At 37.8% G+C, this 12,871-nt stretch carries 11 protein-coding genes; 6 read left to right on the top strand and 5 right to left on the bottom strand.

Features of this window, described 5'->3' with window-relative positions; translation table 11 throughout:
• Positions 1–138 precede the first annotated feature (138 nt).
• From G5B32_RS15870 to G5B32_RS15860, 3 genes are read right to left on the bottom strand one after another with little or no spacing between them, the layout of a single operon-like run.
• Positions 139–864 (bottom strand): YebC/PmpR family DNA-binding transcriptional regulator, encoded by a 726-nt coding sequence (locus tag G5B32_RS15870; protein WP_165292476.1) that lies wholly within the window; start codon positions 862–864, stop codon positions 139–141.
• A gap of 5 nt (positions 865–869) precedes the next feature.
• Positions 870–1,814 carry an NAD-dependent epimerase/dehydratase family protein gene (locus tag G5B32_RS15865; RefSeq protein WP_206366934.1) on the bottom strand — a complete coding sequence of 315 codons (945 nt, stop codon included), beginning with the start codon at positions 1,812–1,814 and terminating at the stop codon, positions 870–872.
• A gap of 25 nt (positions 1,815–1,839) precedes the next feature.
• A complete protein-coding gene (locus G5B32_RS15860; protein ID WP_165292475.1) occupies positions 1,840–3,495 on the bottom strand; it encodes a lamin tail domain-containing protein in 1,656 nt (551 codons plus the stop codon).
• 284 nt (positions 3,496–3,779) lie between these two features.
• On the opposite strand from G5B32_RS15860, the gene G5B32_RS15855 reads away from it, so the two are divergent.
• A complete protein-coding gene (locus tag G5B32_RS15855) occupies positions 3,780–4,769 on the top strand; it encodes an aspartate-semialdehyde dehydrogenase (RefSeq protein ID WP_165292474.1) in 990 nt (329 codons plus the stop codon).
• A gap of 68 nt (positions 4,770–4,837) precedes the next feature.
• Here G5B32_RS15855 and G5B32_RS15850 read toward each other — a convergent pair whose 3' ends face one another.
• Positions 4,838–7,717 carry a DEAD/DEAH box helicase gene (locus G5B32_RS15850; RefSeq protein WP_165292473.1) on the bottom strand — a complete coding sequence of 960 codons (2,880 nt, stop codon included), beginning with the start codon at positions 7,715–7,717 and terminating at the stop codon, positions 4,838–4,840.
• 91 nt (positions 7,718–7,808) lie between these two features.
• On the bottom strand, positions 7,809–8,597 hold the full coding sequence (gene dapF, locus G5B32_RS15845) for a diaminopimelate epimerase (RefSeq protein WP_165292472.1): 789 nt from the start codon (positions 8,595–8,597) through the stop codon (positions 7,809–7,811).
• Positions 8,598–8,809: 212 nt separating this feature from the next.
• On the opposite strand from dapF, the gene G5B32_RS15840 reads away from it, so the two are divergent.
• From G5B32_RS15840 to G5B32_RS15820, 5 genes are all read left to right on the top strand, one after another.
• Complete coding sequence (locus G5B32_RS15840; RefSeq protein WP_165292471.1) at positions 8,810–10,366, top strand: Do family serine endopeptidase; 1,557 nt, start codon at positions 8,810–8,812, stop codon at positions 10,364–10,366.
• Positions 10,367–10,449: 83 nt separating this feature from the next.
• Entirely contained in the window at positions 10,450–10,887 is a 438-nt protein-coding gene (locus G5B32_RS15835) for a low molecular weight protein-tyrosine-phosphatase (protein WP_165292470.1), read from the top strand.
• Between the two features lie 67 nt (positions 10,888–10,954).
• On the top strand, positions 10,955–11,302 hold the full coding sequence (locus G5B32_RS15830; RefSeq protein WP_165292469.1) for a hypothetical protein: 348 nt from the start codon (positions 10,955–10,957) through the stop codon (positions 11,300–11,302).
• Positions 11,303–11,305: 3 nt separating this feature from the next.
• Positions 11,306–12,070, top strand: a complete 765-nt coding sequence (locus G5B32_RS15825; RefSeq protein WP_165292468.1) for a peptidylprolyl isomerase — start codon at positions 11,306–11,308, stop codon at positions 12,068–12,070.
• Between the two features lie 3 nt (positions 12,071–12,073).
• Positions 12,074–12,838: an exodeoxyribonuclease III gene (locus G5B32_RS15820; RefSeq protein ID WP_165292467.1), complete on the top strand. Its 765-nt coding sequence runs from the start codon at positions 12,074–12,076 to the stop codon at positions 12,836–12,838.
• Positions 12,839–12,871: the final 33 nt, after the last annotated feature.

The following is a 12,871-nucleotide window of genomic DNA, read 5'->3' as shown; positions in this document are numbered from 1 at the left end:
AATATGATAACTGCTATTCTAATAATATTTGCAGGAGGAGACCCAGCTAAAGTTTTCAAAACATGAAAAATGGTCGGAATTTCTTCCGACCATGACTAGGGCATAGCCCTCTTTTTTATTTTTATGTGAATAGTTGTCTTATTCCATGTTGTGGTATACAGCTTGAACGTCGTCATCTTCTTCGATTTTATCGATTAATTTCAACACATCTGCTGCTTGTTCTTCTGTCAATGAAGTATGCGATAAAGCGATACGCTCTAATTTTGCTGATTTCAATTCAATACCTTTTTCTTCTAAAAGGCGTTGCATATTTCCGAAATCTTCGAAAGAAGTTTGTACGACTACGATATCGTTTCCTTCTTCGTCAGCCTCCACATACAATTCTTCCAAACCACCGTCAATTAATTCCAATTCTAATTCTTCCACATCCAAATCATCTGCTGCTGGAAAACGGAAAATAGATTTACGTTGGAAAATGAAATCCAAAGAACCCGTTTTTCCTAATGAACCGCCTGATTTAGTGAAGTACGAACGGATGTTACCTACTGTACGGTTTGTGTTATCAGTTGCTGTCTCGATAAGTACAGGCACACCATGTGGGCCATATCCTTCGTAAACATATTCTTCGTAGCCTTTTGAATCTTTTTCTGAAGCTCTTTTGATTGCTGCTTCCACACGGTCTTTAGGCATGTTTACCGCTTTCGCGTTTTGAATCGCCGTACGTAAACGAGAGTTGTTTTCCGGGTGAGGACCACCTTCTTTTACTGCGATAGCAATTTCTTTACCTAAACGTGTGAATTGGACCGCCATTTTGGCCCAGCGTTTAAATTTTCTTTCCTTTCTAAATTCAAAAGCTCTACCCATTGTGTTTATCTGTTTTTAAGATTTTCGATCATTTCTCGTGTCAAATCTTCTAGGTTGTATTCAAGCTTCCAATTCCAGTCTTTTTGAGCGTATTCGTCATTTATACTCTTAGGCCAAGAATCGGCAATAGCTTGACGTGGATCACCTTCTGCATAAGACATTTCAAAATTAGGAAGAATTTTTTTAATTTCTTGGGCAATCTGTGCTGGCGTAAATGAAATACCTGCTAAATTGTAACTAGAACGTATAGAAAGGTTTTCTGCTGGAGCATCCATTAATTCAATCGTTGCGCGTACAGCATCATCCATATACATCATTGGCAAAGCTGTATTTTCAGATAAGAAGCTTTCATATTTGCCTTTTGCCAATGCTTCGAAGAAAATATGTACCGCATAATCTGTCGTGCCACCACCTGGAGCCGTTTTCCATGAGATGATACCTGGGTAACGAATACTGCGAATATCCAATCCATATTTCGCGTGGTAATATTCTACTAATCTTTCGCCAGATAATTTGCTGATGCCATAGATACTGTTAGGATCCATTACACAGTATTGCGGCGTGTCTACTTTCGGAGAGTTTGGTCCAAAGACTGCGATAGAGCTTGGCCAAAAGATTTTTTTGATACCTAATTCTACTGCAAGATCCAATACATTCAACAGCCCGTTCATGTTTAGATCCCAAGCTTTCATTGGATATTGTTCGCCCGTTGCCGAAAGCATTGCTGCAAGCAGGTAAATCTGAGTAGGTTTGTATTTGATAAACAACTCTTTCAAAAGATTTTTATCTAATACGTTTGCTGTCTCAAAAATATCGCCGTCCTCCATTTCATGTGGAGGTCTTATATCCGTCGTTATGACGTTTTGTTTGCCAAATTTGTTGCGAAGAGCTAATGCTAATTCAGACCCGATCTGACCATTCGCCCCAAGGATAATTATTGTTTCTTTCATATGAGTCAGCAAAGTTATTTGTTTTTCAATGTCTTGTCAATGAGTTGATTAACACAAACGGTTGTTTAAAATTTTGTGTCTTTCCCTCGTGATTAAAAATTTGTGTAAAGCAGATGTAATGTCCTTTAGGACAGGGGTTACCAGAATTGTTTTTGCCATCCCATGTCAGTTTGCCGTGCGTGCCGGCTAGGTTTTGATGAGCAATTTTCCGGACTAATTGTCCTTTTTCATTATAAATCTCTACAGCGATGATATAATTTGGGTTGATTAGCTCGTAGTTTATTTCCAATTCATCCTCTATACCGTCGCCGTTTGGAAAGAATGTTTTGGAACTGAGGGTGATTTTATTTTGTGGAATGACGATGTCATCCACTGAATTTTGGTAGCCTGGAGTTGCCCCTCCATGAATAGTAGACGCAGAATGAAATGTATTTTTATCTGCGCGGATACGCTCTAATGAAATTCCTTTAGCATCGATAAGATGGTCGGAATGCATTGTCGCCGCATAGTAGATAGAATCCAGCAGTATATTTTGATCGGAATATAAAGTAACAATCCCTTGTTGATTGGTGTATGGAGGCAAGGAGCCTGTTTCCAATATTTTTTCTGCAACGGCTCTTGGATAATGCTGTTGTATTATTTTTTTATTTGTCGTAATAGCGATATAGTCATTTGCTTCCAATAAGTGGAAAGCATTGCTGATTGTTCTATTGCCTAATCTAAAATTTTGCAGATTAATTGGAAATAGGCTTATGTTATAAAGTTCGACAAAGTCTACACCGCCTTCTTTCGGATTGAAAAGTATTTCATTTATGATAAGGTCTCCTGCCTTGATATCCTCTTGTTGAAATAATTTAATTTCAAGCGTAGGAAGTTCAAGATTGCAGGTCTTCAAACCTGTTATTTTTAACGTATAAAGCTTTTGCGGATCAAGATTTTTAGCAAAACTTAGTGCGATATGTTCGTTGACAATTTCCACTTTATTGGCTTCGCCGATTTCTTCATCTAGCGAGAAGGTGGCTTCTTCTAGATTAGAAAAGTAGGTATTCGCTAATGTGAGCTTAAGTTCGACACGATTTTGGAAAATCTTGTAAGTATCCATTTGGGGTTGTGGAATATACTGATTATCCAAAAAGGTATTATTCTTTCCAGGAGTACCACCGCTTAAAGAATTGGTTGCGGACCAATTAAGGTTAATGTTACAACTCCAATTGGGATTAATCCGCTCAAGACTCCATCCGCCATTTCTTTTTGAACTACTATTGTACCAGCTATCACGGTAGGAGATTTCATCAATCGTAACTCCATTTTGTGTCAGCTTGATGGTCGCTGAAGTATTGCTCAAAGCAAACCAACGGGATAATACAACGACATTACCATAGCGCGAAAATTGTGAAGCTGCGGCTTCTTGACAGAGAATTACGTATTGTTTGGGCGCGAGTTTGTAAGATGGAAGAGTTTGTTGGTTATTATTTATATGGATCTCCACATCTTTCAGATCTATTACGAATGAAGCATTGTTATACAGTTCGATGTATTCAAAAGGTGGCAATGCAGCAGCGTTATTGGGATTTATCATCAATTCATTGATGAGCGAGGTGGTATTTTGTGCCAGTACCTGATAAGGGAGAGTGAAAACGAGAATAAGCGAAAATAAATATAGCTTAACCGATGGTCTCATAATCCTATTTTTAGCCTAGCGCAAGTATGTTTCTTTATGCAGGCAATTTACAGAATAATTTTCGTTACAATTTATTTTTACATTGCATTTGTTCCGTTTAAAAGCTTTAAAAATTAACAAAATGATAATTTTTAGCGGTTATTTTGTTTGTATTTTTAATATTATGGCGTAATCTAATGCGAAAAATTTAAATTTTATATAGATATACTGATTTTAATTTATTAAGTTTGAAACCATTTTAATCACTAGTATTAACAAAATATTAAAGCAACAATTGTAAAGAAATGAAAGTAGCAGTAGTTGGCGCAACAGGTTTAGTTGGGTCCGAAATGTTGACAGTATTGGCGGAGAGAAACTTCCCAGTAACAGAATTAATTCCAGTAGCATCTGAAAGAAGTAAGGGTAAGGAAATTGAATTCAAGGGTAAGAAGTATAAGGTAGTCACTCCAACAGAAGCTATTGCACTTAAACCAGATGTAGCTTTATTCTCTGCCGGAGGCGGTACTTCTACAGAATATGCTCCTTTATTTGCAGAAGCGGGTATAACGGTTATCGATAATTCATCAGCTTGGCGTATGGATCCTACTAAAAAATTAGTAGTGCCAGAAGTAAACGGTGATGTATTGACAGCTGAAGATAAAATCATCGCTAACCCAAATTGTTCGACTATTCAGATGGTAGTGGTGTTAAAGCCATTGCACGAAAAATATAAAATCAAACGTGTCGTAGTATCTACTTACCAATCGGTGACAGGTACAGGTGTGAAAGCAGTTCAACAATTGAACGATGAGCGTGCCGGAGTAGAAGGCGAAAAAGCATATCCATACCAAATCGACTTGAACGTAATTCCTCAGATCGATGTATTTCAAGATAACGGTTATACAAAAGAGGAAATGAAAATGATCAAAGAGACAAACAAAATCATGCAAGATGATTCGATCAAAGTAACAGCTACTACAGTGCGTATCCCAGTCGTTGGAGGCCACTCAGAATCTGTGAATATCGAATTTGAAAATGATTTTGATTTAGCCGAATTGCGTGCTGCTTTAGAAGCACAAGACGGTGTAATCGTAGTGGATAATCCAGCAAACTTAGAATACCCAATGCCGAAAGATGCTCATGGTAAAGATGAGGTTTTCGTAGGTCGTATTCGTCGTGACGAATCGCAAGATAAAACAGTAAACCTTTGGATTGTCGCAGACAATTTGAGAAAAGGTGCTGCCACAAATGCTGTTCAAGTAGCTGAGTTGTTAGCGAAAAAAGGATTGATCTAAGATTTAAATATCCACATAAGGGATTAGTAAATGCTGTAAGGTTTCTTACAGCATTTTTTGTACACTAGCTAGCGTAGCAACTCTTTCAAATCATCCTGCGATAGCGATTTTACAAAAGTTTTTTCTGTCGTAATCAACGAAGTAGCGATGGACATTTTGCGGTTTTGCAGAGCTACAATCTTTTCTTCAACGGTATCTTTACTTATAAATTTATAAATAAAGACATTGCGTTTCTGTCCAATACGGTGAGATCGGTCGATGGCTTGTTGCTCGACGGCAGGATTCCACCATGGATCTAAGATAAAGACGTAATCAGCTTCGGTGAGGTTTAAGCCTACACCGCCTGCTTTGATGGAAATTAAGAAGATTTTAACCTCCTCATTATCTTTAAATCGCTGTACTGCTTCGGCTCTATCCTTAGTAGCACCGTCCAAATAAGCGAAGGGGATTTTTTGCTTATTAAAATAGTCTTTAAAAAGTTCTAAATGCTTAACAAATTGAGAAAAGATCAGCACCTTATTCCCTTCGATAGAAATAGAATCCAACATTTGAAGCACAGCTTCGAATTTTCCTGATTCATCCTTGTACGAAGGATCCACCATTTTTGGATGGTTTGCTAGTTGGCGAAGTTTAGTCAATCCTTGCAGTAATGCGATTTGATTTCCTTTACCGTCGTTGACGGCTCCTTCCAATAAGGCGTTGCGGTATTCCGACTTGGTCGATTCGTAAAGTTCCGACTGGGCTTCGTTCATCTCACAATAAATGATCTGTTCTGTCTTAGGAGGAAGTTCGGTAGCCACTTGGTTTTTAGTGCGTCTCAAGACAAAAGGCTTTATGATCGCCTGCAAACGCTTCGCCGTATCCTCATCTTTCTTTTTCTCAATAGGGATAACAAATTCCTTTTGAAAGAAAGAATAGCTCCCCAATAAACCTGGATTGGTAAAGTGCATTTGCGACCAAATATCTGAAACGGAATTCTCTATTGGGGTACCACTCAAAGCTAATTTATGTCTGCTTTTGAGAGATTTAATAGATTTAAACGATTTTGAAGTCGGATTTTTAATATTTTGACTTTCGTCAAGAATAATGTAGTTGAAGAAAAATTTACTGAATAGTTCTTCGTCGCTTCGTACAATTCCATAAGTGGTGATAACTACATCGAAATGTGTAAAAGCGTAAGCATCTTTAAAGCGGTTAGATCCAACATGCATCAAAATGCGAAGGTCTGGGGCAAATTTATCAGCTTCCTTTTGCCAATTATATACTAATGAAGTGGGTAGAACGAGTAAAGAAGTTTTTGCATAATCCGTGTTCTTTAGCTCTTCTTTTTGCTTTTGCAATAAAGCTAAAGTCTGAACGGTTTTACCCAAACCCATATCATCGGCTAACACACCACCAAACTTATATTCCTGCAAGAAATGGAACCAGTTGTAACCAGCTTCCTGATAAGGTCGAAGGCTTCCATTGAATTTTTGAGGAGCATCAATTTTTGCTATTTCTTCAAAATTGCTCAGATTTTGCAACTTACGACTCATAGTCAAAGCTGTATGCTCAGAGATTTCATGTAGAATTCCGATGTGTGCTTTGTTAAGTTGAAGCCCATTCTTTTTGATTGCAAACTGAAAAAGGTGCTCGTACTGTGCGAACCATTCTTCGGGAATAATGGCGATTTCACCATTCGGAAGTGTAAACTCCTGTATTCTGTTTAAGATATGATCGCGTAAATGGATAAATGGAATTTTATAGGGTCCAAAATTCGCAAAAGCCCGTACATCAAACCAATCATTGTCTTCGACAACTTCAATGTCGAGAGAAGTCTTTCCGATAAAGAAATGCTTATCTCCAGTCTCTTGTTTGATGCTATAACCCTTTTCTTTCAGCTCATCTTGTTTGTTGCTGAGCCATTCGAATACATTCGAAAACTCTTTGCCATCAGTAATGTAACTACCAAAGAGTGCATCTTGTCTCTTAAGACCTGAAGATTCTAAGTAGGCGTGTTGGTTTTCTTCCCACAATATGGAACGTTTGACGCGTGTAAATGTGTAATTGTCCGCTTCTTCATCGTAGGACATTTTTACAGAAATCTTGTGGTCAGATGTCGGTAAGAAAGTAAAGTCCCCGTATTGGAACGATAGCTGAATATGTGATTCGCCATTCTGTATATAATTCAATGTCAAAATTGGAACGGCATCTTCTTTTATGGTCTTGATATCAAAACCTTCTGCATACACAGAATATTTCTCAATCAAAGGAATAATGAATGTTTCGTAGTATTTACGCTCGGTTGCGCGTGGAACACTGATGTATCTTTTGTTCAGAAAAGGGGCTAACTTTTTGCCTTCCAAAGGTTGATCAAAATGATAGAGTACATTATCCAAAAGTAACCATGCTTGGGCATTGATAATGACTTCCGCATTTTTGTACATGAACTCCATGCGATGTCCATTGTACTTTAATGTAGGAAAATAGCGGGTTTCTTCTTCATTTCTACGAAAGTGAAAAAGTATAGAAGTAGGTTGTTCAGCAACGTGTAATTGTTGTTCTGCCGGATATCCATCTTTTTTACTCATTAGGTAGATTGGTTTATCTCCAATCATTTCCATCACTTTCAAGAGTTTCTTCTCCAGTTTAGGACGTATATAATCCCGAACTTTATTGTCGAATATTTTAGTGAAATAATCTACCGGTCGTATAGCTTTTTTGTGATACTTCTTGATGACATTGCTTTGTTCCACTTCATCCAGCAATTTGATGATTTTATAATCCGTTTCATCTAGAGCCTCCGCAAATTCATCGACCGTATTGGTAAATACGCGTTTGTATGACAATGAAAGACTGCCATTAGGATTGAGCTGTACAATATGTGGTTCAATGAGGTAGCCTAAATAAGGGTGTTCACCGAATGAATAAATTAGCTTGTAAGGATGAGAAGTATCTATCTGTTGCATCAATCTTTAGTATGTCTTTCAAAAAAGACATCTAATATACCTCGAATATGTATGAAGATGAAATAATCTAATAAAGAATAATCAAAAAAAATTAATCTATTTCAATAACTCCGCTGAAAACAAAGTTCGCGGGTCCTTTTAAATAAACGTTTGTAAACGTATTCCCCTGACGTGTAAATGAAATATAAAGCTGGCCACCTAGTACGCGAATAGGAATGCTAATATCACCGTACAAGTCTTTATCTATTGCCATAGCAATAGCAGCAGCTGTTGCGCCAGTGCCGCAGGCGAAAGTTTCATCTTCTACACCGCGTTCGAACGTGCGTACGAAGTAGCCGCCCTCTTCTTCTTCAATGAAATTGACGTTTATGCCTTTTGCTCCGTAAGTTTCATTATTGCGAATTGCAGAACCTTCATTAAATACATCGAGATCTTTTAGGTTTTCTACTTTAAGGATATAATGAGGAGAACCCGTATTCATTACGAAAGCTTCGCCGTCACGCGCAATTGTATCTACATTTATCATTCCCAAATTCACCTGATCCGAAGAAATTTCAGCATCATGCGGACCGTCAACTGCCAGAAAGTCAGTTTTTTCGGAGATAATATTTAAGTCACGTGCAAAGGCTACAATACAGCGCCCACCATTACCACACATCGTTCCTTCAGCACCATCTGCATTATAATAAACCATTTCAAAATCAAAATTTTCAGTATTTTGAAGCAGCATCAATCCATCTCCGCCAATTCCAAAACGACGGTCACATAATTTTTTTACTAATTCTTCGTTTTTTCTATCAAAAAGACCATTTCTATTATCAATTAAAACAAAGTCATTTCCAGCGCCTTGATATTTAGAAAATTGAATTTTTGTGCTCATATTTTTGAAAATTTACCTCAAATTTAATATTCTTGTTACAAAACTAAAGCCAATTTGTTAAATCTTGTTAAAATGCTTGCAAAGGCCTATTTTGTTAACAAATTTTAACTGACAAAAGTTGTGACAGCTGTCAATATGGTATTACATTTGAATACTGCTACAAGGTAAGAATAGAAAAATAAAATTAGAATTTTAAAACAGCAATAAATAATATGAAAAAAATAGGAGTAAGTTTATTAACAGCTGTCTTAGGAGGTGCGGTGGCTGTAGGAGGCTACAAATTGTTTGAAGATAAACAATTTGGCAACATGACTTTAGAAGAACAGCAAAAAGTATATTATGCTAATAATCCTGGAAACGAAATCATGTCGTCTACGGGAAATCCTGATTTTACACAAGCGGCAGCTGCAGTTTCTCCTGGTGTGGTGCACATCAAAGTAACGATGACAGCGCGCGGATCACAACGCGGTGGGGGAGGTTCTCCTTTTGATATGTTTGAGGAGTTTTTTGGAATGCCTCAGCAAAGACGTCAGGCACAACCTCGTCAAGCACAAGCATCAGGTTCTGGTGTGATTTTGACTCCAGATGGATATATCGTAACAAACAATCACGTAGTTGAAAATGCCGATAAAATCGAAGTGCAATTAACCGATAAGCGTACTTTCGAAGCAAAAGTTATTGGTCGTGATCCCAATACGGATTTAGCTTTATTGAAAGTGAGCGCGACAAATTTACCAATGGTAAGAATGGGTGACTCGGATAATGTACAAATTGGCGAATGGGTGTTAGCAGTAGGTTATCCGCTAAGCTTACAATCTACAGTTACTGCAGGTATTGTAAGTGCCAAAGGTCGTCAAATTGGTATATTAGGTGATTCACAACAGCAACAACCTCGTGGATATGGTTATGGAGATGAAGATCAACAAATCATTAATACAGCGATTGAATCATTTATCCAAACTGATGCGGTAATCAACAAAGGTAATAGTGGTGGTGCATTAGTAAATGCTCGCGGTGAATTAATTGGTATCAATTCTGCAATCGCTTCTCCTACTGGAGTGTATGCTGGTTATGGATTTGCGATTCCAATCAACTTAGCAAAAAAAGTATTGGATGACTTCAAAGAGTTCGGTAGTGTAAAACGTGGTTTCATAGGGGTGACTTTTACCGAAATTAGCGAAGCTTTGCGTAAAGACAAAGGTATTGATGATATCAATGGTCTTTATGTCCAAAATGTAGTAAAAGGTGGCGCTGCTGAAAGCGCAGGTATTAAAGGTGGTGACATAATTACTAAAATTGAAGGCAGAACAATTTACTCATCTTCTGACTTACAAGAACGTGTAGCTAGACTTCGTCCTGGTGATAAAGTTAAAATTACATACAAACGTGATGGTAAAGAGAAGGATGTAACATTAACATTGAAAGCGGAAGAAGATTCGAAAGGAAAGGCTGGTGATGAAGGCTCAAGTGCAAGTGCAACAGAAATCTTCAACAAATTGGGTGCTAGCTTCATTCCTGCTACGGATGCTCGCAAGAAAGATTTAGGTGTTTCTTCAGGCGTGGTAGTAACTCAAGTACACAGAGGTGGAGTATTTGAATACTTCGGTGTAGAGAAAGGTCTTGTGATCACAGAAGTTAACGGTAAGCCCGTAAATAATGTGGATGATGTAGAATCTGCATTATCAGCAACAAAACGAAATATCGTACGTATCAAAGGTGTTCCACAACGTGGAAGCACAGTTGAGCTAAATGTTCCTATTGAATATTAATAGCAACAATTAATACTTTTTTAAATGGCTTTCTTCGGGAAGCCATTTTTGTTTTTACAGAATAAAACAACATTTTTGTGCTTATGAAAATATTAATGGTTTGTCTTGGAAATATTTGCCGCTCGCCCTTGGCGCACGGTATTTTACAACATATAGCAGATAGTAAAAATTTGGGGTGGGAAGTAGATTCAGCTGGCACTGGTGATTGGCATGTAGGGCAGTGTCCTGATAGACGCAGTATCGCTGTCGCAAAAAAATATGGTGTCGATATTTCGACACAGAAGGCACAGCATTTTACTACAGCTCTATTCGATAAATACGATCGTATTTTTGTGATGGATAGGAATAATTATCGAGATGTCCTTCGCTTGGCGCAGAATGAGGAGCAGCGCGCTAAAGTCTCTTTGTTCTTAGATGATGATATAGTCCCTGATCCGTACTATGATGATGCTTTATTTGAGCCTGTATACAGCATGGTCGAAAAAAGATGCCAACAGCTATTAGAACAATTGTCCAAATAACGTAACGATTAAAGGATAGAGTGTCGAAAACAAATTTTAATGAGTATTTTGGCACAATAGCTATAATATGAAAGCAGCAGAGGTAAATCAAAAATGGAATGTATTACGGGAAGCCATAGCGAAGAGTTTCGATATGGAGTTGCCCGATTTGAAAGTGATGCTATTTTTGATTGGTGTACAAGAATTGGGCAAAGGTCCTAAACAATTTTCCAAACGCGAGAAAGAAGAATTAATGCATATTGCAACTTGTCGTTTATTCTCTTCCATGGGATTTTACGAATTACGAGGCTTGGATGAAGAGGGATGGCCACATTGGGAATTGGTAAAACCAATTCCGAATTATACTTTACTCGAACAGGAATTAATTATCAAATCGCTGATAATTGATTATTTTCAAGATCTAGATTATATATAAACGATGAAAAGACTATTATTTAGCCTTGTTTTGGTATTAATTGCATTGCAGAGTTTTGCACAAAAGCCAAAACATTACTTTGTAGAGATTAAAACAAATAAGGGTATTGTCACGGCTATGTTGTACAATGAGACACCCAAACACCGTGATAATTTTAAGAAACTGGTAAGCGAAAAATATTACGATGGCATTTTGTTTCACCGTGTGATCAAGAATTTTATGATTCAAGGTGGTGATCCGGAATCTAAATTGCCCACAACGACCAGTTTGACAGTATTAGGAAACGGAGGGCCAGACTATAGAATCAATGCGGAGATTCAAGAAGGGTTGTTTCATAAGAAAGGAACTTTAGGTGCTGCAAGAGATAATAATCCTGCGAAATCTTCTTCGGGTTCGCAATTTTACATTGTACAAGGACGTAAGTTTACGGATGCGGGTTTAGATTCTCTGGTAAAATTCCGTATGCAAGGCAAAGAATTTTCTTCACAGCAACGTGAAGCCTATAAATCTGTGGGTGGAACACCGCATTTGGATGGAAACTATACGGTTTTTGGGGAGGTTATCAACGGCATCGAATCGGTAGATAATATTGCTGCAGTAGCAACGAATAGTGATGACCGTCCGATTACCGATGAGCCGATGTATATTCGTCTGTTGACGCGCCGCGAAGCTATTAACACAGAAAGACAATTGGCAGGTTTGAAACCTAAGAATGGCTTCTTTACTAAATTATTTGATTCTTTTAAATCCAAAAATTACAAGCTGTAGTTCATGAAAATAATCACATACAATGTAAATGGGCTCCGAGCTGCGTTAAAAAAAGGTTGGTTAGGTTGGTTAACTTCTGTGAATCCTGATGTCGTTTGTTTGCAGGAAATAAAAGCAACTCCGGATCAAGTTCCAGAGATTTTGTTTTTGGAACAAATGGGCTATGAGCATTATTGGTATCCCGCACAAAAGAAAGGTTATAGCGGTACGGCAATCTTAACGAAGATTACGCCTAAACATGTGGAATACGGATGTGGTCACGAAGATTACGACTTCGAGGGACGTGTCATTCGTGCGGATTTTGATGATGTGTCTGTAATGAGTATCTATTTTCCCTCAGGAACAACAGGAGACGTACGCCAGGATTTTAAATATAGATTCTTAGATGATTTTCATCAATATGCTCATAAATTACTGGTTGATCATCCGAATTTGGTAATAAGTGGCGATTATAATATTTGTCATCGTGCTATCGATATTCACAATCCAAAATCTAATGCGAATACATCTGGCTTTTTGCCTGCAGAGCGTGAATGGATGGAGAATTTTATCAATTCTGGTTTTATAGATACGTTTCGTTCACTGAATCCTGATCCCCATCATTATACCTGGTGGAGCTATAGAGCAGGAGCTAGAGGTAAAAATTTAGGTTGGCGCATTGATTACAATATGGCGTCAGAAGCTTTAAAAGATCGAATCGTAGGAGCTAAAATATTACCAGAAGCGGTGCATTCAGATCATTGTCCTGTACTATTAGAGTTAGCTTAAAAAATAAGGAGAAACAATTTGGACTGCCCCCCC

It is taken from the genome of Sphingobacterium sp. SGL-16 (assembly GCF_011043515.1).
Classification (GTDB): Bacteria; Bacteroidota; Bacteroidia; order Sphingobacteriales; family Sphingobacteriaceae; genus Sphingobacterium; species Sphingobacterium litopenaei.
The sequence above is the reverse complement of the archived record's forward strand: the minus strand, read 5'-3'. Positions and strand labels throughout refer to the sequence as shown.